This is a genomic window from Micromonospora sp. NPDC007220, assembly GCF_040634035.1.
Classification (GTDB): Bacteria; Actinomycetota; Actinomycetes; order Mycobacteriales; family Micromonosporaceae; genus Micromonospora; species Micromonospora reichwaldensis.
Window position 1 is genome coordinate 1 of sequence record NZ_JBEYEU010000046.1, and the last position, 23,351, is coordinate 23,351.

Genomic DNA, 23,351 nt, shown 5'->3' on the forward strand with positions numbered 1-23,351 from the left:
CAAGTTATCGGCATATCAGGTGGCCCCCCCGGGTGCTTGGGGGTCGGCCCGAGCGCGGGCGGCCCGCCGTGGCCTCGGCGGGCGCCCCCCCCCGGGTCGCTCCGGCGCGCCGGAGCGACCCACCACCCGTTCCGGCGCCAGCGGCACCGGAGCGGCCCCTCTCGACGAAAGGCGCGCGGTGACCTGGTTCCTCTCCGCCGGCGGCTGGCACCCGGCGCCGGTCCAACTCTTCTGCCTGCCCTACGCGGGTGGGGGCGCGACCGTCTACCGGCGCTGGCAGGACGAGCTCGGCCCCGACGTCGAGGTGCTGCCGGTGCAACTGCCCGGCCGCGAGAACCGGATCAGCGAGAACCCGGTGTTCAAGGTCGTCGACGTCGCGTACGCCATCGCCGAGCGGGCCCGTGGCCCGTACGCGATCTACGGCCACTCGATGGGCGGCCGGGTCGCCTTCGAGGTCGTCCGCGAGCTGCGCCGCGCCGGGCGTCCGCTGCCGCTGCGGCTCTACGTCGGCGGCGCCCGCGCCCCGCACGTCAGCGCGCCCAGCCACTTCGACGGGCTGTCCCGGGTGGACGACGACGAACTGCTGCGTCGCCTGGCGGCCGGCGGCGGACTGCCGGCGGGGCTGCTGGACTACCCGGAGCTGGTCGAGCTGCTGCTGCCCCTGCTGCGCGCCGACCTCGCCCGGGTGGACGACTACCGCTACACCCCCGAGGAGCCGCTGCCGATGCCGATCGTGGCGTTCAGCGGGCGCGGCGACGACACCGTCTACCGGGAGCACAGCGCCGACTGGCGGGAGCACACCGCCGCCGGCTTCACCCTGCACGAGATCGACGGCGGGCACTTCTTCCTCAACGAGCGGCTGCCCGACCTGCTCGCCGTGATCCGGGCGGACCTCACCGCCGCCCGCACCGACGCGGCCACCCGCCAGCACGGGTGAGCCGCCCGCCACGGCCGCCGTCCGGGCCGCCATCCCGCTGTCCCGCGGCCACCCGCAGTGACGGCGGGCGACGACAGGAGAGAGAGCATGAGTGATCGGATCGCCACGCTGCCGATCGTCGTCGAGAACGACGGCCGCGAGCTGACCGAGCTGATCGCCGCCCGCCGCGCGGAGCTGCGGGCGGACCTGGTCGAGCACGGCGGGCTGCTGTTCCGCGGGTTCGACGTCGGCGGCGTCGAGGGCTTCGACCGGGCGGTACGGGCGCTGTCCGGCGAGCCACTGGTCTACACCGAGCGTTCGTCGCCCCGGCACGCCATCGCCGGCCGGGTCTACACCTCGACCGACTACCCGCCGAACGAGGAGATCTTCCTGCACAACGAGAACTCGTACCAGGCCCGCTGGCCGTTGACGTTGTTCTTCTACTGCATCACCGCGCCGCAGACGCGCGGCGCCACCCCGCTGGCCGACGTCCGCCGGGTGTACGCCGAGATCGATCCGGCGGTACGCGAGGAGTTCGTCCGCCGCCGCTGGATGCTGGTGCGCAACTTCCACGGTGACTTCGGCACTCCGTGGCAGCACGTCTTCGGCACCGACGACCGGGCCGAGGTCGAGGCGTACGCGGCGGCGAACCGGATCGAGCTGGAGTGGCGGGGCGGCGGCGGGCTGCGTACCCGCGCGGTGCGCGACGTCGTGCACCACCGGCCCGGCTCGGACACCCCGCGCTGGTTCAACCACGCCACGTTCTTCCACGTGAGCACCCTCGCCAAGGACCTCCAGGAGGGGCTGCTGGCCATGTTCGGCACCGACGGGCTGCCGGCCAACACGTACTACGGCGACGGCGGCGAGATACCCGCCGACGTCATGGACCACCTGCGGGCCGCGTACCGGGCGGCCAGCGTCCGCTTCGACTACCGGCGCGACGACGTGCTGGTCGTGGACAACATGACCGCCGCGCACGGCCGGGAGCCGTTCACCGGCCCTCGCAAGATCGCCGTCGCGATGGCCGAGCCGCACGACCCCGTGGCGGCCGACGGCAGGTGACGCCTACCGGTCGGCGACGTCGGTCTCCGGCAGCTCCTCCGGGTTTGCGACCCAGGCGGAGAAGACCGGCAGCCCGTGCCACGGGCCGGTCGTGCCGCCGGCCCGGCTGTCGGTGGCGACCGCGACCACGGCGTACGGGTGGCCGAAGCGCAACTCGGCCACCCGGGCCACCCCCTCCGGCGGAAGGCTCTCGAGCATGGCGAATCCGGTGACGGCGGCCGCCTCGAAGCCGTACCGGCCGTAGCGGGCCATGGCGGCCTGTGCCGCCTCGAACTTCAGCCCCGGGGCGCCCAGCAGTTCGCCGAAGACCTCCGCGACGGCGGGGAAGCCCGACCCGGGGGCGGCCAGCTCGTGCCGGCTCCTGGCCGACCAGCACGGCAGTACGGCCGTGAGCCGCTCCTCCCGGCCGTCCGGCGCGTTCGTGCGGGTCGGCTCCTCACGCACGGTCCAGATCGGGCCGTCGCCCAGCGGGACGTCGAACAGGGAACGCCGATCCGCCGGAAGGCGGTCCGGCGAGGTGGTGGCGACCGCCGCCGCCACCTCGTGGGCGGCGGCGAGGACGTCCCCGGCCGGCACCTCGGGCGCCGCCGCGACCGAGACCACCGACAGCCCGGCCGTGCCCTCGGCGGTCCGCGCCGGCTTGGCGGTGGCGGCGTGGGCGGCCACGGTGCCGGCCCGCACGGTGTCGGTGATCCAGCACTGGTGGCCGTACTCGGGGCTGCGCAGCACCCGGCGCAGCCGGCCGGTCCAGGAACTGCCCGGCCCGAGCGCGCCCGCCGGCGCCACCTCGAACGGGTCCTCCCAGGAGATCCGAGTGGCCAGGGCGCTGGCCAGGACGAGCAGCACCTGCGGCGTCACCGTCAGCGGGAACTTCCTGATCAGGTCGAGGGTGTGGGTCCGGGCCCACGCGTCGAGGGCGTCCTGTTCCGGCACCGGTCCGGTGGCGGTCGACGCGGGCAGGGTCGCCCGCCATCCGTCGAGCCCGGTCGTCTCGATCCCGGGTCGGTGCCAGAACGCGGTCGCCGAGGGCACCAGGGGGTGTGGCGCGGCCACCAGGGCGTGGGCCGCCCGCGCGGCGGTCTCCGCGTCGGTGCCGAGCGTCTCCTCCAGGGCGGTGCGGGTCGGGCCGGTGGCGGCCGGTGCGGCGAGCGCCAGCAGCAGCCACGCGCCGAGCGGGGAGGCGACGTGGTGCCCGTCGCCGATCACGGCGTGCAGGCGGTCGGCGTAGCGGGCCAGGGGGGTACGGATGTCGGTGGTCACCGCTTCACTGTGCCCGCTCGGCGGGCCGCCGTCACCTCCTGTCGGTCAGCCGCACCAGCCGCGACGGCCGGGCGGGGACCACGGTCGGGGGCGTCGAGGCACCCGGGTGGGGCAGCCGCTCGGGGCGACGACCGGGTCGGTACTCGAAGTGCCACCACTCGTTGTCGTACACCCGGTGCAGATGGTGGCGCGCGCCGTACGTCTCCAACCAGCGCGCGCCCTCAGCGGGCCGTACGTCGAGGGCCGTGCCCGCGACGTGCCGCGACTCGTGCGGCGGCAGTACCCGCAGCCGGGCCGCCTCCGGGGACCCGGCGCACCGGACCGCCTCGGCGAACAGGCGTGCCTGCTCCTCGGCGGTTCGGTGCCCGGACGTGAGCCCGATCAACTCACCGTCGCGCCAGAGGGCCTGCGCCCGGGCGGCCTCGAAGGCCGCGCGCGTGGCGGGCGTCAGGCCGGTCAGGTCCTCGGCCGGAAATCGCGTCGCCAGTGCCCACTGGCAGGCCACATGCTTCGCCCGGCCGCGCGCGACGATGACCGCCACCGGCAGGAGCCCCACCGCGAGAGTCAGCGTGACGGCCTGGTACACGCGATCGCGGCGCCGGGCGGACCGGGCCGCGCTCATGATGTTCGTCTGCCGGGCCAGGCGGACGACGACGGACCTGATCCGTGGCCCGGCCGGCGCCCGCCGTCGACCGGGAGGCCGTCGCCTCGTCGATGCCCCTGACCCGTGGCACTCCACGTCATCGACCGGAATCATGGAGTCAGAATTCCGCAACCGTCACGCGCCGGCCTGAGTACGACTACTCAGCGCGTGGTCGCGGGTCGGTCGGTTTTGTCACCGGACTGTCATGAGACCGCAGGGTCACCTCCAACATCGACGCCGAGAGTGATCGCCGGTCGTCGCCGACGTCCGTGGCGGCCGAGCCCCGGCCGACCCGTACGCCCGCCGGAACGACGTCGGCACCGGCGGCGACAACTTTCCGAGTTCCCGGGCCCCGGACGGGGCGCGGGACAACCCGACATGCGGGCCGACCGGCGCGCGCGGAGCCGGGAACGCGGCCCGCGGACCGGGGGAGCCCACGGAGGTCCACAGACCATGACCGTGTCCGCGACAGGTCCGGCAACCGACGACAACACCCCGCCGGGCGACGCACCACCTGAGCCTGGCCGCCCGGCGCAGGGCATCGACCGGACGGTGCTGGGCGTCGCCGCCGCGGTGACCGTTCTCTTCGTCGCGTGGGGCATCGTCGCCACCGACAACCTCGCCTCGGTCACCGACACCGCGCTCGACTGGGTGGTCCGGTCGTTCGGCTGGGTCTTCGTGCTGGCCAGCACCGGCTTCGTGGTGCTGTCGGTCTGGCTGGCGCTCAGCCGGTACGGCCGGATCAAGCTCGGCCGCGACGACGACGAGCCCGAGTTCTCCACCGTTTCCTGGGTGGCGATGATGTTCAGCGCCGGCATGGGCATCGGCCTGATGTTCTGGGGCGCCGCCGAGCCGCTGTCGCACCTGGCGACCCCGCCGCGTGGCCTCAACGAACCGAACTCCCCGCAGGCCGCGCGGGTGGCCATGGAGTACTCCTTCTTCCACTGGGCGCTGCACCCGTGGGCGATCTACGCCGTGGTGGGCCTCGCGCTGGCCTACTTCACCTTCCGCAAGGGCCGGCGCGGCCTGATCAGCAGCGCCTTCTTCCCGCTCATCGGGGAGCGCGCCAACCGGGGACCCGGCCGGGCAATCGACATCTTCGCGATCTTCGCGACGCTGTTCGGGTCGGCCGTCTCCCTCGGTCTGGGCGCCCTGCAGATCAACAGCGGCCTGACGAACCTCTGGGACGTGCCGAAGTCCACCCCACTGGCGATCGGCATCATCGCGGTGCTCACCGTGGCGTTCGTGGTCTCCGCCGTCACGGGCGTCAAGCGGGGCATCCAGTTCCTGTCGAACACCAACATGGTGCTCGCGGTGGCGCTGATGTTCTTCCTGCTCGTGGTGGGCCCGACGGTCTTTGTCCTCAACACGCTCACCGCGTCGACCGGCGGTTACCTCTACGACCTCATCCCGATGAGCTTCCGCACCGGCGCCTTCGGCGGCGAGCAGTGGATGGCGGGCTGGACCATCTTCTACTGGGCGTGGTGGATCTCCTGGACCCCGTTCGTCGGCGCCTTCATCGCCCGCATCTCCAAGGGCCGCACCATCCGCCAGTTCGTCCTCGGTGTGGTGGCCATCCCGAGCCTCGTCAGCTTCGTCTGGTTCTCGGTGTTCGGCGGTACGGCCATCAACCTGCAACTCAACGGCACCGACCTGTCGGCCGCGGTGAAGGAGAGCCCGGAGGCGGCGCTCTTCGCGGTCCTGCGGGAGTTCCCGTTCTTCACCGTCACCGCGATCCTGGTCATGGTGCTGGTGGCGCTCTTCTTCGTCAGCGGCGCCGACGCCGCCTCGGTGGTGATGGGCACGCTCTCCTCGCGCGGCAGCCTGGAGCCGAAGGCCTGGCTCGTCTCCATGTGGGGCGTGCTGACCGGCCTGGTGGCCGCGGTGCTGCTGCTCGCCGGCGGACTGTCCGCCCTGCAGTCGCTGACCATCCTCGCCGCGCTGCCGTTCCTGTTCGTCATGGTCGGCATGGTCGTCGGCCTGCTCCGCGAGCTGCGGCGCGAGCCGGACAGCGCCACGATGGCCCCGGAACTGCGGGCCCTCGTGTCCGCCGGCACGTCACCGGCCGCCACGAGGCCCGAGTCCTCCTGACCCCGGCGCGTGCGGCGCGGGCCGTCCCTCCGAACCCGGGGACGGCCCACGCCGCACGTGGGCTCCGTACCATCGTGGACGTCCGTACGGGCGGCGCCTCCCGGCGGCGCCGGGCCGAGCGAGGAGGCGTGTCGTGACCCAGGCCCAGCCGGCTGCCGCGCGGGCGCCACGCCTGATCGTGCTCAACGGGCCACCCGGCTGCGGCAAGTCGACGCTGGCCCGCAGGTACGTCGAGGACCACCCCCTCGCGCTCGACCTCGACATCGACCGGATCCGTGACCTCATCGGGCGGTGGCGTGATCATGCCGGTCCCGCCGGTCTCCTCGCCCGCGCCGTCACGCTGGCGGCGGCCCGGGCACACCTGGCCGGCCGCCACGACGTGATCATCCCGCAGTTCCTCGGCCGTCCCGAGTTCATCGAACAGGCCGAGCGCGTGGCGCACGACACCGGCGCCCGGTTCCACGAGATCGTCCTGCTCGACGGCAAGGAGAACGCGCTGTGGCGGTTCGCCGAACGCAGCCGCACCTCCACGGATCCGGCGCATCTCGACGCCCAGCGCCTGCTCGACCGGCATGGCGGGACCACCGAGCTGGCGGCGATGTACGACCGGCTGCTCGCCGTCGTCGCCGCCCGGCCCGGGACGAGCGTGGTGCGCAGCGAGCACGGCAGGGAGGACGAGGCCTACCGCCAACTCCTCGCCTGCCTCAGCTAGCCGCCGCCGCTCACGCCACCATGCGCTCCTCGGCCAGCTCCGTCAGCCGGACGGTGCACAGTCCGTTGCGCTCCGCCTTCACGTCGGTCACCGTGAGCTGCGTGCCGGGGGCCAGGATGACCTCCTCCTCGCCGGTGAAGGCGGAGAACCGCCGGATGCCCACGGCCCGCACGGGCAGCACCTCGAAGAGCGTCCGCTTGCCGCGACCGCCGAGGAACGCCTGGGCCACGCCGAGCTTCGACGTGCACGACGAGACGCCCCACCACGTCACGGTCTGCCCGAGCGGGTACTGCGCCCGCAGATCCAGCGACACCCCGCGCCACAGCGGCTCCGTGCGGGCCGGGAGCCGTGACACGGCCGAGAACAGCAGCCGAAGGTACGGCAGGTACGGGACGATCCGGCCACGGTCCGGGTGGCGCAGCGTGGCGTTGATCTGCCGGTAGAAGGCCGACTCGCAGGTGTAGAGGTAGAGGGCTGCGACCTCGTCGGCGGAGAGGGCGTCGGCCCCGCCGTCGACCTGCTTCTCGCCGAACCGGTGTGACTGCTCGACGTGCCAGTCGAGCCCGGGCAGCAGCGCGGCCACCGGGGCGACGGCCGCACGGAAGTCCATCAGCGGGGTGGCGGACACGCCGGTGATCGCGGGAAGGGCCAGCCCCTCGTCCTTGACGCTGGCGAGCCGCTCGAGGTAGAGCTTGTGCAACTCCATGGTGGAGGCGATGAACGCCCCCATGCGTTCGGCCGTGCCCGTGTCGGTGCCGCCCGCGTGCGCCGCCGATCCGCTCCATCCCTTGCGGGGCAGCCAGTCGATCTCGTCGGCGCCCAGCGTCCTGAGCGCCTCGTTGACGTCGGCGAAGTGGTTCCCGTCGCAGAAGATGTCGCCCTGCGCCGCCGGATTGGGGTGGTCGAGGTGGCGGACCTCCACGCCCGGGTACTTCTTCTCGAGCCGCTGCACCACCCGCTTGAGGCTGCGCGCGTGCGCGCCCCACCACGCGAACACCACGCCCCGGTCCTCCTCGTCGGCGTGCTGCTTGGCCTTCAGGATCTCCTCGACCAGAGCCTCGACGACCGGCCGCCAGAACGCGGTGTGCCGGTCGGTGGCCATCGCCCCGTCGCCGCTGGCGGTGAGCGCCGCGTTCAACAGCAGCACGCCCTGGGTGAGCATCGCCTGGAACCACTCCGGTGGCTGCACCGTGTCGTGCTCGCGCAGCAGGGCACGGATGTCGGCGATCGGCGTCTTCTTGGCGATGCCGTGCTTCCACATCGCCGCCGCCTTGATGATGCAGCGGATGGTGACGACCCTGCCGAACTGGCTGTCGTTCCAGTCGTGGAAGGTGTTGTCGAACATGGCGATGCCGGTGGCGCTCTCGCTGCGCGGGTAGGGGTTCTGCCCGAAGACGACGACCTTCCACTTGTGCGGCGGGTGGGGCTTGAGCGCCTGGAAGGTCAGTTCCCGCACGGGCACGACCATCGGGCTGCGGCCCGGGCCGATGAAGGTGGCGGCGCCCGGCTGCGCCTCGATGACCGGCTTGACCAGCGGCAGCCACGGCTCGCCGCCGCCGGTGAACAGGTCGGCGAGGGCCAGCGGGTCGTTCGGGTCGGGCGGGGTGGGGGCGGTGGTGTCGCTCATCGCGGGCTCCCGGAGTGGCGGGCCGTGCCGGTCCGACGGCACGGGTGATCGAGGTGGGGGCATTCTGCCGCCAGCGGGCGACAGTTACGGCGCCGGCGACCGGCGCGGCCCCCAGCGCCGGCGGTTCGGGTGCCGGGCGCCGTGTGTGGCGCGACGCGGACGGTTGTCGGTGGGCGGCGATAGCGTGCTCCACGTCGGAGACAACCTCTTCCCCACCGGAGTGAACCATGACCCTCGACCGCGAGAAGCCGCTGCTCAGGGTGGTGCTGACGGACGTCAACGCGAATGTGGTGCAGGCGTGGCGTGCGGCGTTCGCCGACACCCCCGAGGTCGAGATCCACAAGGGGTCGATCCTCACCCGGCAGGCCGACGCCTGGGTCAGCCCGACCAACTCGCGGGGGCGGATGGACGGCGGCGTCGACGCGGTCGTCAAGCGGCACCTCGGGGCGGGGATCCAACTGCGCGTCCAACGGGCGATCCGCGACCAGTTCGGCGCGGCGATGCCGGTGGGCAGCGCCGTCTGCGTGCCGTCGGGGGCCACCAACCCCAGGTTCCTGATCTCGACCCCGACCATGGAGCAGTCGGCGCAGGACGTCAGCGAGACGCTGAACGTGGCGCTGGCCTGCGCCGCCGCGTTCCAGGCCATCCACACGCAGAACGAGAGGGAGCCGGGCAGCATCGCGTCGGTGGCGCTGGTCGGCATGGGCGCGGCGACCGGCCGGGTGCCGGCGCGGGTCTGCGCCAACCTGATGTGGACCGGCTACACGCTGTTCAACGACTACCACTTCCGCGACTACGACGACCTGCGGAGGACCATCCGCACGCAGCTCGACGACATCGACAGCCGCCCGGAGGAGGAGCGTGTGCGGGTGACGGTGCCGACGGTGGCCGGCGCCCGCCGTTCACGGGGCTGAGGCGTCCCGGCGGCGGGGCGAGCGCCCGCGGCGTGCCCGCTGCGGTGGGCCCGCCTCCCGCCCCGACGGTTCCGGGCGTTCGACGCGGGTGGGGTCGCCGCGGACGAGTTCGTCGTGGATGCGCCATCGGGCCGTGTCGGCGGCGCGCTCGGCGGTCTGGTCGTCGCGTGCGATCCGCTGTCGCAGCAGCTGGATGGCGAGGCGCCGGTTGAGGCTGAAGTGCCGTTCGGTGTCGACCACCACGACGATGCCCGACGGGCGGTGGGTCGCCCGCACCGCCGTGCTGACCTTGTTCCGGTGCTGGCCGCCGGGGCCGCCGGTACGGCAGGCCACGATGTCGACGTCCGCCTCCGCGAACGCCGTGGTCGGGCTGTCGAGCTGGCACGGTCGGGCGACGACGTACCAGTTCTTCCGGCCGGTGCTCGCCCGGTAGGGGCTGGGGGCCTGCCAGCACAGGGTGCCGGTCCACGAGGCGGCGAACGCCTCGGCGTCGTCGCCGGAGATCCGGATCAGTGCCGACCGGTAGGTGTCGGGCCGTTCGCCGGGCACGGTGCGGACCCGGTGGGTCGTCAGGCCCCGCCGGGCGGCCTCGGTCTCCAGGCGGTGCAGCAGCCGGGCCAGCGCCCAGGCGCACTCCTGCGGGCCGCGCCCGGCGGACACGAGCAGGTGCAGGCTCATCGCCGGCCCCGCTTGCGGCGGTCGTCGCCGCGGTCGGACCGGGTGGTGGACCCGGCGTCGGGCGTCTTGTAGGTGACCAGGGGGACCGTGGTGGCCACGGGCGTGGCCAGGTCGTGGTCGACGAGATCCGTGATCACGCGTTCGATGCGCTTGTAGGCCGTGGGCGCCTCCTCGAAGAGCAGTTGGCGGTCGCCGCACACCACCAGCGACCCCACCGGGGTGCGCCGCAGTTCCTCGACGGTGTGCTTGGCCCGGCTGCGCCGCAGGGCGTCGGCGCGGGACATCTTGCGGCCCGCGCCGTGCGCCACCGAGTGGTTGGCGTCCGGGCCGGCGTGGGCGGCCACGAGGTAGGAGGCGGTGCCCCGGGTGCCGGCGACGAGCACGTCGCGGCCGTCGCCCGGCGCCGCGCCCTTGCGGTGCAGGTAGACCCCGTCGTGGACCTCCACCAGGTTGTGGCACTGGTCGACGACGGGCTCGGTGGGCTCGGCCCCCAGGGCGTGGGCGACCCGGGCGGCCAGCAGCCGCCGGTTGAGCGAGCCCCACCGTACGGCGTCGTCGTGCGCCGCCAGGTAGGCGGCGGGATCAGGGGCGGGGCCCGCGCCGTGGGCCTCGGTGTGCACCCGCAGGATCCGCTCGCCCAGCCCCCGGGAGCCGGTGTGGACGATGAGCACGAGGTCGCCCGCGTCGAGCCCGAGCCGGCTCGCGTGGCCCGGCTCGAAGACCGTGTCGACGCGCGCCAGCTCGACGAAGTGGTTGCCGCGACCGACCGTCCCGAGCCCGTCGACGTGGCCGGCGGGAATGTCGCCCGCCACGACGGCCCAGGCGGGGTCGTCGGCGTCCCGCCCGGGGTCGAGGGGGCGGTCGAGGTCGGGGAACCGGGCGGCGAGCCGCTCCGGCACGGCACGTTTGAGCCGGATGGGGAACACGGCGATGCCGCAGCCGATGTCGGAGCCCACCAGGAACGGGTACAGCACGGTCGACGCCATGGCGGCGCCGATGGGGGCACCCTTGCCCGGGTGCAGGTCCGGCATGGCGGCGACGTGGATCATGCCGGGAAGGGCGGCCACCTGCTGGCACTGCGTCAGGGCCTCGGACTCGATCCAGCTCGTGGGGGAGGCGAACACGGTGACGGTGGCGGGGGCGGACTGCGGCGGGGACTGGTGCGGAGACAAGGACGCTCGCTTCTCGCTAAGACGGCATGGACGCGCGGCACCACGACACCGGTCGGTGCCGCGCGCTTCGGCGATGGGGATGCTGCCCGTCAGAACGTCATGGACGACACTGTTGCGGAGCCGACCGGGTGCGGCAACCGACTTTCCGCCGCGCCGGCGACCTGTTCGACGCCCTGCCAGGGGTTCCGCCTCATGGCCGTGGGTCGTCGCCGCCGGCCCCGCTGCGCCGTCGGCTGTGGCCGGCGTCGGCGCGGTGCGGGCCTGCCGCCGGACCGTTCTCAGTCGGGGACGCTTCCCGCCCGGTCGAGATGGCGGAAGAGGTGCAGCAGGTGGCCGTCCGGGTCCGCGATGGTGAACTGCCGGTATCCCCACTCGGTGTCTCGCGGCGGTTCGACGACGGTCACGTTCCGCCGGGCGTACGCGGCGTGCAGCGCGTCGGGATCCGTGACCATGACGAAGCACTCCGCCGGGGTGAACGCGCCCGGACTTCGCCGCAGGTAGATGTTGACCTCGGCGACCTCGCCCCGGAACACCGAGGCGAACTCCTCGCCCATCCGGCCGCCGAGGGTGAAGCCCAGCGTGTCGACGTAGCAGCGGACCGACGCCGACACGTCGCGCACGGGCAGCGTCGGAATGATCTTGTGGAATTCGGTGTCGGCGTCGGCCATCAGGGCTCCTCCGGTGGGCGGACGGTCAGGGGGCGGGCAGGGCGCCGAGGCGGTGCAGCAGCTGCCGGCCCAGCGGCAGGCGCTTGTCGGCGTCGCCGTCCGTGTGGACGTCCACGTTGAGTGCGAAGCAATACAGCTGGTCGCCGCGCTCGACCCAGCCGACCCACCATCCCGTGCCCGGGTCGGTGGCGTCCGTCCAGCCGGTCTTGCCGTGGAGGGCGTACTCGGCGGTGCGCTCCAGGCGCAGGATGTCCCGGACGGTGGCCTGGTGCCCCCGGCCGGCCGGCAGCTCGCCCCGGACCAGCCGGGCCAGCCACCGCGCCTGCTCGTCGGCCGAGATCTCCAGCGGCCCGTCCAACCAGAACCGGTCCACGGCCGGCCCGACCTGGCCGTTGCCGTAGCCGAGCCGGTGCAGCCACTCCCGCTCCCGGTCCGGCCCGATGCGTCGGGCCAGCTCCTGGAACACCGGCACGTTGGAGACCCGGACCGCGTCGCGCAGCCCCATGTCCCGCTCCCAGGCGGCGACGCGCTGCGGCCGACCGCCGTAGGGGACCTTCTCCCGCTCGTCGCGCACCACGCCGGTCTCCAGCGCGATCAGGCTGTGCGCGATCTTGAACGTCGAGCCGGGGACGAAGCGCCGCTCGGCCCGCGCCCGGTCGACCATGACGACGCGCCCGGCCGTCACGTCGTACATCACGAAGGTGCCCCGGAGGCCGGCCTGCCGGAACAGGCCCGCCAGGTCGTCGCGGACCTCGACCGCCGGCACGGTCGGCGTGGGGGACGGACCCGTCGCGGCGGTGGCGGACGCGGCGCCGGCCGGCGGCGGCTGCGGACGCCCGCTGCCGGTGCAACCGGTCGCGCCGGCCAGCAGGAGCAGGACGACGACCGCGGTGCCCGCGACCCGCCGCCGGGCGCCCGCGCGGACCGCCGTCGGTCGCGCGGGCAGGGACCGCGTCCGTGACTCGAAGACCACCGCCACCGCCTCTGTCCGTGCCGGCGCAGACGCCCCAGTCAAGCACGTCCCGGGGGTACGGCATCGCCCCGTCGGTCGGCTCACGGCTCCGCCGTCGCGCCGATCACGGCGGCCACGTCGGGCGGCAGCGGGTAGGGGCGCTCCGGGGGCAGCAGCGCCCCGGCGGCGGTGTCGTCGCTGGCGTCGAGCGCCGCGCGCACCGCGTGGGCGGTCGGGGTCACGTCGGTGAGACCGACCAGCCACTCGTCGACGTACCGGCGCACCGCCTCGCCGCCGAGCCCCACCTGTAGGGACCGGTGCGGCAGCGGGGCCAGGCGCAGCGACCGTTCCGGGTCCCACTGCACCCGCACCGGGCTGGCCCGCAGCCGTCGCGACCAGTCCTCCCGGTCCTGGTGGCGGTCGCGCTCGAAGCTGCTCAGGCACGAGTTGGTCAGCGCCCACTCGAAGCCGGCGCGGGTGATCTCGACGGCCAGCACCCGCTCCTGCCCGGGCTTCGTGCCCCAGCCGCAGCGGTACATCATCCAGCGGAACGACGGCTTGATCCAGGTCATCCGTTCCCGCTTGAACGGCGGCACGAAGCGGCCGGCGGCCAGCGCCGGGCGGGCGATCTCCGGCGGGTACGCCTGGTACACGGTCACGGTGTCGGCGGTGAAGCGGGCGCGAACCTGGTGGACGGGGACCTGCATGGCGCCGATCCTGGCCGATCGTCCGGGCCCGGTCCATCGGATTGTCCCGCCCGGGCCGGCGGCCCCGGTGGGGGATAGGCTGCCGGTCGTGGCAGGTCTTCTCAGGAGTGTGGCGGCCCGTATCGGCGGGGTGATCCCGTCGCCGCGCCGGCCCGGGCCGGGCCCGGCGCAGGTCGCCCGCCCCCGCCAGGTCGCGGCGTTGCAGCGTCGGCAGTTGGCGTACGCCCCGGAGCTCGACGGGCACGCCGATCCGGGCGAGATCGTCTGGACCTGGGTGCAGTACGAGGACGACCCGCGTCAGGGCAAGGACCGCCCCGTGCTGGTGGTGGGCCGGCACAGCCGGACGCTGTTCGGGCTGATGCTGTCCAGTCAGAGCGAGCGGGACGGGCAGCGGCACTGGCTGGCGCTCGGTCCGGGCGAGTGGGACCGGGACAACCGGCCGAGCTGGGTGCGGCTGGACCGGGTGCTGACCATGCGGGAGGACGGCATCCGCCGGGAGGGCGCCGTGTTGGACCGGGCCCGTTTCGACCGGGTCGGGCAGGCCCTGCGCGCCGGCTACGGCTGGCGCTGACCCGTCAGGCCGGCTCGCGGCTCGGGCCGATCCCGGCGTCGCGGGTGTCCGGCGGCGGGTACGGCTGCTCGGCCAGCAGCCGGGCCAGGTGCGCGCTGTTGAGCGCCAACGCCTTGGTGGTGCGTCCCGTGGTCTCGGGCTTGGGCCGGGCGTCGATGTAGTCCACCTTGTGCAGCGCCTCGCCGACCCAGTAGGTGGCGCCCGCCGCGGGGCAGGTGAAGCCGACCTCGTTGAGGGCCTGCTGGACCTCGCCGATGGTGTGGTGCGCGCCGTCCTCGTTGCCGACGACCGCGACCCCGCCCACCTTGCCGTAGGTGAGCAGCCGGCCCTCGGCGTCGGTCTCGGAGAGTTCGGCGTCGAGCCGTTCGAGGACCATCTTGCACACGGCGGACGGCTGACCGAGCCAGATCGGCGTGGCGATGACGAGGATCTGCGCGGCCATCAGCCTGGACCGGATGACCGGCCAGCCGTCGCCGTCGCCCTCGTCGGTGGAGACGCCGAAGCGCACGTCGTGGTCGACGACCCGGATCAGGTCGCCCGCCACGCCCTGGTCGGCGAGGGCGTCGAGCACCTCGCGCCCGAGCACCTCGGCGCTCGACGGGGCGGGGGACCGCTTGAGGGTGCAGTTCAGGACCAGGGCCCGGATGCTCGTCACGGTGTTCCTCCCTCGGCCGGTGCGCGCTGACCCTGCCGGCATACCCGGCAACCGGCGCGAGACACGTCGAAACGCGTCGTGTCCCGACCGGCGGTCCGCTGGCGTGGGCCTGCGGGCTCAGCACTCCGCCAGGTGGGCGCTGTCGACGAGTTGCCGGGGCGGGCGGGCCACTCCGAGGCTCTTGGCCCGGTACATGGCGGCGTCGGCCCGGTCGAGTGCCTCGGTGAGCTGCGCGGGCCCGGTGACGGGGGCGAGCCCGACGGAGGCGGTCACCCGGACGCTGAGCCCGCCCAGCGGGATCGGCGCGGCGAGGCTGTCGCAGAGCCGCCGGGTGGCGTGCTCGATCCACCGCCGGTCGATCGTGGGGCTGGCCAGCAGCCCGGCGAACTCGTCGCCGCCGAGCCGGGCGACCAGGTTGTCTCCGGCGAAGGCGGCGAGCCGTTGGGCGACGCTGACCAGCACCTGGTCGCCGGCGGCGTGGCCGTAGCTGTCGTTGATCTGCTTGAAGTCGTCGAGGTCGAGCACCACGGCGATCAGCGGCTGCCCGGCCGCGTCGGTGAGCAGCGTGGCGGCCAGGCGGTAGAACGCGCGGCGGTTGGGCAGGCCCGTCAGGGGGTCGTGGCTGGCGGCGTGCCGCTCGGCGGCGAGCTCGGCCTGGAGGTGCCTGATCTCGACCTCGGCCTGGATCGCGCGGCGCCGCAGCTGCCAGGAGGTGACGAGTGCCCCGGCGGCACAGATGCCGGACGCGATGGTCAACGGATCCGGCACGAGACCTCCCATCAGCACGTTGCCGCCGGCCCCCGCGCGCGGCGGTCCGCGCCCGCGTGTCGGGCCCCGTCCGTCCTGGTGGCAGCCCCAGGTCGGTGACTCAGAGTGAACAGATGGGCACTGTCCACGTGCGTTATCATGCTCGCTGTCCGGTGCAGATGCAATAGCAGATGCACGTGCAGGAAGCCCTTCGTCGATATCGTGCCCCCTCATCAGGCACCGCTGCCCGGCATCGCGGGGCTCGCGAGAGAAAGACGTCCATGCAGCAGCCTCCGAACGGCGTTCCCACCACCCAGCTGCCCCCGCTCGCCTGGCAGAAGAGCCGCCGGAGCAATCCCAGCGGCAACTGCGTCGAGCTGGCCGAACTGCCCGGCGGCGCCGGCATCGCCCTGCGCAACTCCCGGCACCCGGAGGGGCCGGCGTTGATCTACACGGTGGACGAGATCGCCGCCTTCGTGCTCGGCGCGCGCGACGGGGACTTCGACAACCTGATCGCCTGACCGCGCCCCGGCGACCGGGGCGAATTGTCCGCACCGAAGAAGTTCACCTCACTCACGGTTCATGGCATGCTTACCCGTCGGCCGCGCTAGGGCATCTGGTCGGCACGAACCGGCATGTGGAGGTCGGCTGTGACGATGGGTCCCGCCGAGGGCGGTCCGGGGACCGGCCCGACCGTGCTGCGCATGCTGCTCGGCGCCCAACTGCGCCGGCTGCGCGAGTCCAGCGGGGTGACCCGGGAGGGCGCCGGCTGGGAGATCCGCGCCTCCGAGTCGAAGATCAGCCGGATGGAGCTGGGCCGGGTCGGCTTCAAGGAACGCGACGTCGCGGACCTGCTCACCCTCTACGGCGTCACCGCGTCCGAGGAGCGGGAGGCGCTGCTCAAGCTCGCCCGCGACGCCAACAGCCCGGGCTGGTGGCACCGTTACGGCGACGTGCTGCCGAACTGGTTCCAGTCGTACCTCGGGCTGGAGGCGGCCGCCGCGCTCATCCGCAGCTACGAGGTCCAGTTCGTCCCCGGCCTGCTCCAGACCTGGGAGTACGCCCGGGCGGTGGTGCTGCTCGGGCACGGTCGGGCCGCACCGGCGGAGATCGAGCGTCGGGTCGCACTGCGCATGCAGCGCCAGCGGTTGCTGCACCGCGAGAACCCGCCGCAGCTCTGGGCGGTGGTGGACGAGGCCGCGCTGCGCCGGCCGATCGGCGGCCCGCGGGTGATGCGCGAGCAGGTGGCGGCGTTGATCGAGGCCACCAAGTCGCCGAACATCCGGCTCCAGGTCATCCCGTTCGCCGCCGGTGGGCACGCCGCCGCGGGCGGGGCCTTCACCATCCTGCGCTTCGGTGACCGGGAACTACCCGACATCGTCTACATCGAACAGCTCACCAGCGCGCTCTACCTCGACAAGCGCGACGACCTCGACTACTACGCGGTCGCAATGGAACGGCTCTGCGTGGAGGCCGAGCCGCCGGAGCGTACGCCGGAGATCCTCGGCGCGATCCTGGACGACCTCTACCCGGGGTGACCCCGGCGGGGCCTCGCCCGGACAGCGGTGCGGCTACCATGGTCGCCGACCGGCGACAGTGGACGGACGCCCCCGGTCGCGGGTGGCGCAGAGTCGTGGAGGCTGCCTTGACCACCGATGCCCCGGGTACGACGACCGGCCCCGCCCACCCGAGCGACCGCATCGACACCTCGGTGGCCCACCCCGCGCGCCGGTACAACTACTGGCTCGGCGGCAAGGACAACTTCCAGGCCGACCGGGACTCCGGCGACATGGTGGCGGCGTCCTTCCCGACCATCCGCACCGCCGCGCTGGAGAACCGCCGTTTCCTCCAGCGGGCCGTGCGGCACCTCGCCCGGGAGGAGGGCATCCGCCAGTTCCTCGACATCGGCACCGGCATTCCGACCGCCGACAACACCCACGAGGTCGCGCAGGCGATCGCCCCCGAGTCGCGGGTGGTCTACGTCGACAACGACCCGATCGTGCTCGCGCACGCCCGGGCGCTGCTGACCAGCTCGCCCGAGGGCGCCACCGCCTACATCGACGCCGACCTGCGCGACCCGGAGCGGATCCTGCGCCACCCCGACCTGCTGCGCACCATCGACCTGTCCCGGCCGGTCGCCCTGATGCTGGTCGCGATCCTGCACTTCGTCGGCGACGACGACGACCCGTACGCCGTGGTCACACGGCTGCTCGACGCGCTGCCGCCGGGCAGCTACCTGGCGGCCTCGCACGCCACCCACGACTACCTCCCCCCGCACGTGGCGCAGGAGGCGAAGGCGGCGGCCCGGGGCGGCAGCCCGCACGGCCTGATCAATCTGCGTACCCGGGCCGAGTTCACCCGGTTCTTCGACGGGCTGGAGCTGTTGGAGCCCGGCGTCACGTCGGTCGCCGAGTGGCGTGCCGAGGACGCGCCGCAGCCCCGCCCGGCGGCGGCCGAGGTCAGCATGTACGGCGCGGTGGCCCGCAAGGGCTGACCGCACACCTGCGCGCCCGCCGGCCCGGACCACCACGGTCCGGGCCGGCGCTGCTGCTGCGCGGGGTCACCCTCGACGTCGCCCTGTGCTGCCGCGCGGAGTCGCACTCGACGTCGCCCCCGCACTCGACGTCACCGTGGCCGGGCGGCGTGGTGGGCCGCGTCGGTGTTCCTGTCGCGTGCGGTCCCGAGCCGGATCGCCGCCTGTGGCGTTGACGAGGGCGGCCCGCTCCGCCTAGTCTCTGTATCGATCCAGTCTGAATCGATGCAGAGAGGGGCGCGGTGAAGCCGACCCTGCAAGCAGTCGCGGACGCCGTCGGCGTGTCCCGCAGCACCGTCTCCAACGCCTACAGCCGACCCGACCAGCTCTCCGCCGCCCTGCGCCAGCGGATCCTGGACGCCGCCCGGCAGCTCGGCTACCCCGGCCCCAACCCCACCGCCCGGTCGCTGCGGCGCGGGTACGTGGGCGCCATCGGAGTGCTCTTCGAGTCGCGGCTGTCGTACGCCTTCACCGACCCCTTCGCGGTCCGCTTCCTGGCCGGCGTCGCCGAGGCGGCCGAGCGGCACGGCACCACCCTGCTGCTCGTGCCGCTGCCGCCCGACGAGCCCGCCGCGCGGCGGGCCGTGGAGAACGCCGCCGTCGACGGCTTCTGCGTCTACTGCGTCGGCGACGAGGGCTGGGTCGTCGACGTGCTCCGCGAGCGCGGCCTGCCCGTCGTCACGACCGCCCCCCGCGACGACGCCGGCCCCGACGACCGCTACGTCGGCATCGACGAGCGGGCCGCCGCCCGGGCCGTCGCCGCCCACGTGGCGGGGCTCGGGCACCGGCGGGTCGCCCTGCTCGGCGACGCCGTGCGCCCCGGCGCGGCGCCGGGCGAACTGCGCCTCGCCGACGTGGCCGACGTCGCCCACCCGACGACCCGGGCGCGGCTGGCCGGGTTCGCCGACGCCTTCGCCGAGGTCGGCGTCGCCTGGTCCGAGCTGACCGTGCTCGCCGCCACCGACAACAGCCGGTCGGCGGGCGCCACGGCCGTCGCCGCCGCCCTCGCCGCTCCCGAACCGCCCACGGCGGTACTGGCCTGCGCGGACGTGCTCGCCCTCGGCGTCCTCGACGCGCTCGCCGAGGCCGGCCGGCCGCCCGTGTCGGTCACCGGCTTCGACGACATCGCCGAGGCCGCCACCGCCGGCCTCACCACCGCGCGGCAACCAGCCGAGGAGAAGGGGCGCATCGCCGCCCGGCTCCTGCTCGACCCGCCCGCCGACCCGGCGGCCGGCCACGTCCTGCTACCCACCGCACTCGTCGTCCGGTCCTCCACCGGACCCGTCCCAGGGAGCTGACCATGGAACAGCCCACCGGCTTCGTCCTCGCCGTCGACGCGGTGACCCGACACGTCAACTCCGCCCGGCCGGACGCCCCCGTCCGCCCGGAGCGGCCCCGCGTCGCGCGACTCGCACCCACCCGGCTGGCCGCCGCCGGCGTCCTGCGCCGGCTCGCCGACCGCATCCAGCCGCCGCCGGTCGCCGCCGCGCCGCGCTGCTCCTGACCGTCGCTGCGGGCCGGTCGCCCGCCGCAGCCGCTGCTCCTGACCATCGGTGCGGGCCGGTCGTCGCCGCCCGAACCGCGACGACCGGCCCGCAACCGGGCACCGCGCTGGTGGCCGACCCCGCCGGCAGGGCAGACTGAACGGCTATGTCGCCGTTCTCGCCCACCCTGCGGTTGCACGACCGCTACGTCCTGCGCGAGCGCATCGGCCTCGGCGGGATGTCCGAGGTGTGGCGCGCCGACGACGAGGTGCTGCACCGGCCCGTCGCCGTCAAGGCCCTCACCCGGGAGTTCGCCACCGACCCGCAACTGCGGGCCACCATCCAGCGCGAGGCCCGCGCCGCCGCGCGGTTGACCCACCCGCACGTCACCCAGGTGTACGACTACGGCGAGGCGGCCCTGGACGGCGGCATCGTCGTCCCGTACCTGGTGATGGAGTTGGTGCAGGGGCGCAACCTCGCCGACCGGCTCGCCGCCGGGCCGCTGCCCTGGCCGGAGGCGGTGCGGATGGCCGGCCAGATCGCCGCGGCGCTCGCCGCCGCCCACCGCATCGGCGTGGTGCACCGCGACGTCAAGCCCGGCAACGTGATGCTCACCGAGACCGGCGCCAAGGTGCTCGACTTCGGCATCGCCGCGCTCGCCGGGCCGCACCACCCGCGGGCGGGACAGACCGGCGAACTGCTGATGGGCACGCCCGCGTACTTCGCCCCGGAGCGGATGCGGCCCGGGCCGCCGAACCCGGCCAGCGACGTCTACGCCCTCGGCGCGCTGCTCTACCGCACCCTCACCGGCCGGGCCCCACTGCCCGTGCAGACCTGGGAGGACGCGCTGGAGGTGCACGCCGGGCACCCGCCGGTGCCGCCCCCGCAGGTCCCCGGGCTGCCGCCCGACATCGCCGAGCTGACCCTGGCCTGCCTGGCCACCGATCCGGCGCGCCGGCCGGGCGCGGCCCAGCTCGCCACCCGCTTCGCCGCCGGGGCGTCGGCCCACCCGCCCGCGGCCGTCCTGCCGGCGCCGTCCGCCGGCGCATCGTCCGCGACTGCCCCTTCGTCGGCAGGCGCCGAGCACCCGCCGACCCTGATCGACCGCTCACCGCCGTCCCCGAACCCCACCGGCCGCGCGGGGGTGCCGTACCCCGCCCCGCCGGGCGGGCGCCACCCCGTGGCCGCCCGCACCGGCCGTCCCGCCCCGGCCGGCGGCGCGGGGACCACGCGCAACAGGCCCGTCACCGCGCTGGTCGCCGTCGGCGTCGCGCTGCTCGTCGGGCTCGTCGGCGCGCTCGTCATCGGCGACGGCGGAAGCCCGCCACCGGCGGCGGCCCCCGTCACCGGCACACCGACCGGCAAGCCGACCTCGGCCAGGCCGACGCCGCCGCCCAGGACCTCCGCCCCGCCGCCGGTGACCGCGCGGCCCGACCCGGTCGGCCTGCCGCAGTTCGTCGCCGAGTTCGCCGCGGTGCTCGCCTGGGCGCAGGCCCGCGGCGAGATCGACCGCAAGACGGTCGAGGGGCTGCGGGACAAGCTCGCGGACCTGAGCCGGGGCAAGGAGAAGGACCGGGCCAAGCGGGTCGAGAAGCTGCGGGAGCGCCTCGCCGAGGCGGCCGAGGAAGGGCAGCTCCCGCCCGACACGGCGGCCCGACTCGACGCCCTGCTCGACCGGATCGACACGCCGTCGCCGGACGACGACGAGGACGACGACTGAACCGGCTCAGCCGACCTCGACCGCGGACCCCTGCTCCACCCGGCCACCCCGCACCACCTGCGCGTACGCGCCCACGCACGGCTGCGCGCCGAGCTGCGGCAGCGGCGCGACCCGGTTGAGGCGGGCCGGGACACGCAACGCCTCGGCCTGCCGGGGGAGCGACCCGTGCGCCAGGGTCGGCACCGCACACCGCGGGGTCGGGGCGAGTACCCGCAGCACCAGCTCGGGACCGACCCGCAGCTCGCCACCGACCCAGTCGTTCTCGGCGAAGCCGTCCACTTCGACGTCGAGCACGAGGTTGGGCCGGTAGCGGACCGCCTCGACGGTGCCGCCCGGAAGCTCGGCGGCCACCCGGGCCAGGGTGGCCGTCGTGACCAGGTGCACCGGGGCGAAGTCGAAGAAGGTCCCCGGCGCCGCCGCCCCGAGCGGGTTGGCGTCGACCGGCACCTCGGCGGCCAGACCGGCCGCCAGCACCGCGTCCGGGTCGGCCCGGTCCAGGAGCGCCCCGGCGGGCGGCCGGTCGATCAGCGTCACCGGGACGCCGAGCACCCGGGACAGCACGTCGTCGACGCCGGGGTCCACGCTGGACAGGACCCGCCCGTCGGGCAGCGTGATCCGTACCTCATCGGGTGCGGCGCCGGCCGCGCGGAGCGTGAGCAGGTCGCGCCAGAGCCGGGGATGCTTCGCGCTGGCCACCCGCCCGGTGTCCCGGTGCCGCAGGGCCAGCCGTCGGTCGCCCGCCACACCCGCCGGGCCGACGTCGGCGGCGGGCAGCCGCTCACCCAGCATCGACTTCACCGGGTAACGCCACAGCTGCGCCAGCCGGCCGGTCATCCTGCCGCCGCCCCGGCGCGGGGCACCGCGACCCGGACCGGGGCCCCGCCGGCGGTCGTGATGCACGTCGTCACGGGGCCACCCTAGTGCGAACCCCCGCGGCTGTGGACGGTCCGTGGGACGCAAGGGCCGGCCCATTGGCGGACTCCCAGGATCGGTTCGTAGCGTGTGGGCCATGATTCGTACCGCGCACGCCCTGCTCGCCTCCGGCACCGCCCCCGAAAAGGCCGCGCCGCCGGAGGACGGACTGGTCGGCTTCGTCATCGGCCTGGTCGAGCGGCTCGGCGGCCCCGGCGCGGGTCTGGCCGTCGCCCTGGAGAACCTCTTCCCACCGATCCCCAGCGAGGTGATCCTGCCGCTGGCCGGCTTCGTCGCCGGCCAGGGCCGGATGAGCGTGGTCAGTGCGATCTTCTGGACCACCCTCGGCTCGCTGCTCGGCGCCCTCGCCCTGTACTGGATCGGCGCCGCGCTGGGCCGGGATCGGATCCGGGCGATCGCGCAGCGGCTGCCGCTGATCAAGCTCAGCGACGTGGACCGCACCGAGGAGTGGTTCCTGCGGCACGGGGTGAAGGCCGTCTTCTTCGGCCGGATGATCCCGATCTTCCGCAGCCTGATCTCCATCCCGGCCGGTGTGGAGCGGATGCCGGTGCTGACCTTCGCGGTCTACACGACGCTCGGCAGCCTGATCTGGAACACCACCTTCGTGATGGCCGGCTACCTGCTCGGCGACAACTGGCACCTCGTCGAGGGGTACGCCGGCGTGCTGCAGAAGGTGGTCATCGTCGCCAGCGTGGCGGCCGCCGGCTGGTTCGTGGTCTCCCGGATCATCCGCGCGCGGCGCGGCGCGCCGGCCGTCGATCCCGTCGACCCCGCCCCGCTGCCCCACGCGCCGGACCCGACGGGGCGGGGCACGATCTACCGCAGCGCGTACTCGGACGGGCAGGCGCCCGACCGCGACCTGTCTCGCTGAGCCGGTGGCGCGGCCACGGCGGGCGCCACCACGCCCGCCGGGTCCCCGCCGCGGTGGCCCTCGGGATCCGGCGCCGCCGCCGAGGCGCACTGCACAGTCGGCGCGGGCACCCCGCCCCGATCCCGATCGGCCCCGGGACGCGGAAGTCCACCCGCGGGCTTGATCCCTGCGCCGGGGCACGGCGGCCACACCCGGGCGGGGCCCACTCTCGCGTCCGTCCGCCGGCTCCTACCGGAGATCTTGGTAGAAAACGGCCCCTCCAAGGGCCGTATTTCTACCAAGATCTCCACCCGGTGACCCGATAACCCGATGACCCGGTGGCCCGTTACTCGTGGAGCCCGTGGAGCCCGTGGAGCCCGTGGAGCCCGTGGAGCCCGTGGAGCCCGTGGAGCCCGTGGAGCCCGTGGAGCCCGTGGAGCCCGTGGAGCCCGTGGG

The 23,351-nt window shown here is 74.4% G+C and carries 24 protein-coding genes; 13 read left to right on the forward strand and 11 right to left on the reverse strand.

All coding sequences use genetic code 11. The features are described 5' to 3' along the window. Positions 1 to 178 precede the first annotated feature (178 nt). Together ABZ573_RS31895 and ABZ573_RS31900 are read left to right on the forward strand one after the other, a co-directional pair. Complete coding sequence (locus tag ABZ573_RS31895; protein ID WP_358122788.1) at positions 179 to 937, forward strand: alpha/beta fold hydrolase; 759 nt, start codon at positions 179 to 181, stop codon at positions 935 to 937. Between the two features lie 87 nt (positions 938 to 1,024). Then, positions 1,025 to 1,978 carry a TauD/TfdA family dioxygenase gene (locus ABZ573_RS31900; protein ID WP_358122790.1) on the forward strand — a complete coding sequence of 318 codons (954 nt, stop codon included), beginning with the start codon at positions 1,025 to 1,027 and terminating at the stop codon, positions 1,976 to 1,978. A 3-nt stretch (positions 1,979 to 1,981) separates the two neighbouring features. Here the strand turns inward: ABZ573_RS31900 and ABZ573_RS31905 are convergent, their stop codons facing one another. Together ABZ573_RS31905 and ABZ573_RS31910 are read right to left on the reverse strand one after the other, a co-directional pair. Then, positions 1,982 to 3,238, reverse strand: coding sequence for a hypothetical protein (locus ABZ573_RS31905; protein WP_358122792.1), 1,257 nt, complete (start codon positions 3,236 to 3,238; stop codon positions 1,982 to 1,984). A 31-nt stretch (positions 3,239 to 3,269) separates the two neighbouring features. Continuing rightward, complete coding sequence (locus ABZ573_RS31910) at positions 3,270 to 3,860, reverse strand: D-alanyl-D-alanine carboxypeptidase family protein (RefSeq protein WP_358122794.1); 591 nt, start codon at positions 3,858 to 3,860, stop codon at positions 3,270 to 3,272. A 474-nt stretch (positions 3,861 to 4,334) separates the two neighbouring features. On the opposite strand from ABZ573_RS31910, the gene ABZ573_RS31915 reads away from it, so the two are divergent. Both ABZ573_RS31915 and ABZ573_RS31920 read left to right on the forward strand, forming a co-directional pair. Continuing rightward, positions 4,335 to 5,972, forward strand: a complete 1,638-nt coding sequence (locus tag ABZ573_RS31915; RefSeq protein ID WP_327028082.1) for a BCCT family transporter — start codon at positions 4,335 to 4,337, stop codon at positions 5,970 to 5,972. Positions 5,973 to 6,105: 133 nt separating this feature from the next. Next, the gene (locus ABZ573_RS31920; RefSeq protein WP_358122796.1) at positions 6,106 to 6,684 is read left to right on the forward strand and encodes an AAA family ATPase; all 579 of its coding nucleotides are present in this window, start codon (positions 6,106 to 6,108) and stop codon (positions 6,682 to 6,684) included. A 10-nt stretch (positions 6,685 to 6,694) separates the two neighbouring features. On the opposite strand, the gene ABZ573_RS31925 is transcribed toward ABZ573_RS31920, so the two are convergent. Beyond that, positions 6,695 to 8,311, reverse strand: coding sequence for an ADP-ribosyltransferase domain-containing protein (locus ABZ573_RS31925; protein ID WP_327028084.1), 1,617 nt, complete (start codon positions 8,309 to 8,311; stop codon positions 6,695 to 6,697). A 227-nt stretch (positions 8,312 to 8,538) separates the two neighbouring features. On the opposite strand from ABZ573_RS31925, the gene ABZ573_RS31930 reads away from it, so the two are divergent. Next, positions 8,539 to 9,225 (forward strand): macro domain-containing protein, encoded by a 687-nt coding sequence (locus ABZ573_RS31930; protein ID WP_327028085.1) that lies wholly within the window; start codon positions 8,539 to 8,541, stop codon positions 9,223 to 9,225. Here ABZ573_RS31930 and prfH read toward each other — a convergent pair. The 5 genes from prfH to ABZ573_RS31955 all read right to left on the reverse strand — a co-directional run bounded on the left by prfH (position 9,214) and on the right by ABZ573_RS31955 (position 13,402). Beyond that, on the reverse strand, positions 9,214 to 9,903 hold the full coding sequence (gene prfH / locus ABZ573_RS31935) for a peptide chain release factor H (protein WP_327028086.1): 690 nt from the start codon (positions 9,901 to 9,903) through the stop codon (positions 9,214 to 9,216). The two genes, ABZ573_RS31930 and prfH, sit on opposite strands and share 12 nt — an antisense overlap. After that, positions 9,900 to 11,075 (reverse strand): RNA ligase RtcB family protein, encoded by a 1,176-nt coding sequence (locus tag ABZ573_RS31940; protein ID WP_327028087.1) that lies wholly within the window; start codon positions 11,073 to 11,075, stop codon positions 9,900 to 9,902. Before ABZ573_RS31940 ends, prfH begins: the two co-directional genes overlap by 4 nt. Before the next feature lie 278 nt (positions 11,076 to 11,353). Further along, positions 11,354 to 11,743, reverse strand: a complete 390-nt coding sequence (locus tag ABZ573_RS31945; protein ID WP_327028088.1) for a VOC family protein — start codon at positions 11,741 to 11,743, stop codon at positions 11,354 to 11,356. Positions 11,744 to 11,768: 25 nt separating this feature from the next. After that, positions 11,769 to 12,716 carry a class D beta-lactamase gene (blaOXA, locus tag ABZ573_RS31950; protein WP_327028089.1) on the reverse strand — a complete coding sequence of 316 codons (948 nt, stop codon included), beginning with the start codon at positions 12,714 to 12,716 and terminating at the stop codon, positions 11,769 to 11,771. 80 nt (positions 12,717 to 12,796) lie between these two features. Then, positions 12,797 to 13,402, reverse strand: coding sequence for a DUF4291 domain-containing protein (locus ABZ573_RS31955; protein WP_327028090.1), 606 nt, complete (start codon positions 13,400 to 13,402; stop codon positions 12,797 to 12,799). 88 nt (positions 13,403 to 13,490) lie between these two features. On the opposite strand from ABZ573_RS31955, the gene ABZ573_RS31960 reads away from it, so the two are divergent. After that, on the forward strand, positions 13,491 to 13,973 hold the full coding sequence (locus tag ABZ573_RS31960) for a type II toxin-antitoxin system PemK/MazF family toxin (RefSeq protein WP_151456394.1): 483 nt from the start codon (positions 13,491 to 13,493) through the stop codon (positions 13,971 to 13,973). Between the two features lie 4 nt (positions 13,974 to 13,977). Here ABZ573_RS31960 and ABZ573_RS31965 read toward each other — a convergent pair whose 3' ends face one another. Next, positions 13,978 to 14,628 carry an NAD(P)H-dependent oxidoreductase gene (locus tag ABZ573_RS31965; RefSeq protein ID WP_151456395.1) on the reverse strand — a complete coding sequence of 217 codons (651 nt, stop codon included), beginning with the start codon at positions 14,626 to 14,628 and terminating at the stop codon, positions 13,978 to 13,980. 117 nt (positions 14,629 to 14,745) lie between these two features. Then, positions 14,746 to 15,396 carry a GGDEF domain-containing protein gene (locus tag ABZ573_RS31970; protein ID WP_151456396.1) on the reverse strand — a complete coding sequence of 217 codons (651 nt, stop codon included), beginning with the start codon at positions 15,394 to 15,396 and terminating at the stop codon, positions 14,746 to 14,748. A gap of 260 nt (positions 15,397 to 15,656) precedes the next feature. On the opposite strand from ABZ573_RS31970, the gene ABZ573_RS31975 reads away from it, so the two are divergent. The 6 genes from ABZ573_RS31975 to ABZ573_RS32000 all read left to right on the forward strand — a co-directional run bounded on the left by ABZ573_RS31975 (position 15,657) and on the right by ABZ573_RS32000 (position 21,112). Further along, positions 15,657 to 15,896, forward strand: a complete 240-nt coding sequence (locus tag ABZ573_RS31975; protein WP_132240226.1) for a DUF397 domain-containing protein — start codon at positions 15,657 to 15,659, stop codon at positions 15,894 to 15,896. A gap of 129 nt (positions 15,897 to 16,025) precedes the next feature. Continuing rightward, on the forward strand, positions 16,026 to 16,913 hold the full coding sequence (locus ABZ573_RS31980; RefSeq protein WP_358122802.1) for a helix-turn-helix transcriptional regulator: 888 nt from the start codon (positions 16,026 to 16,028) through the stop codon (positions 16,911 to 16,913). 107 nt (positions 16,914 to 17,020) lie between these two features. Further along, the gene (locus ABZ573_RS31985) at positions 17,021 to 17,869 is read left to right on the forward strand and encodes an SAM-dependent methyltransferase (RefSeq protein ID WP_151456398.1); all 849 of its coding nucleotides are present in this window, start codon (positions 17,021 to 17,023) and stop codon (positions 17,867 to 17,869) included. A 281-nt stretch (positions 17,870 to 18,150) separates the two neighbouring features. After that, positions 18,151 to 19,206, forward strand: a complete 1,056-nt coding sequence (locus ABZ573_RS31990) for a LacI family DNA-binding transcriptional regulator (RefSeq protein ID WP_358122804.1) — start codon at positions 18,151 to 18,153, stop codon at positions 19,204 to 19,206. A 2-nt stretch (positions 19,207 to 19,208) separates the two neighbouring features. Beyond that, positions 19,209 to 19,412, forward strand: a complete 204-nt coding sequence (locus ABZ573_RS31995) for a hypothetical protein (RefSeq protein WP_121397865.1) — start codon at positions 19,209 to 19,211, stop codon at positions 19,410 to 19,412. A gap of 146 nt (positions 19,413 to 19,558) precedes the next feature. Then, positions 19,559 to 21,112, forward strand: a complete 1,554-nt coding sequence (locus tag ABZ573_RS32000) for a serine/threonine-protein kinase (RefSeq protein ID WP_358122806.1) — start codon at positions 19,559 to 19,561, stop codon at positions 21,110 to 21,112. A 6-nt stretch (positions 21,113 to 21,118) separates the two neighbouring features. On the opposite strand, the gene ABZ573_RS32005 is transcribed toward ABZ573_RS32000, so the two are convergent. Further along, positions 21,119 to 21,946 carry an MOSC N-terminal beta barrel domain-containing protein gene (locus ABZ573_RS32005; protein ID WP_358122808.1) on the reverse strand — a complete coding sequence of 276 codons (828 nt, stop codon included), beginning with the start codon at positions 21,944 to 21,946 and terminating at the stop codon, positions 21,119 to 21,121. Between the two features lie 175 nt (positions 21,947 to 22,121). Here ABZ573_RS32005 and ABZ573_RS32010 point away from each other — a divergent pair, with 175 nt between their 5' ends. Further along, positions 22,122 to 22,916 carry a DedA family protein gene (locus ABZ573_RS32010; RefSeq protein WP_358122810.1) on the forward strand — a complete coding sequence of 265 codons (795 nt, stop codon included), beginning with the start codon at positions 22,122 to 22,124 and terminating at the stop codon, positions 22,914 to 22,916. Positions 22,917 to 23,351: the final 435 nt, after the last annotated feature.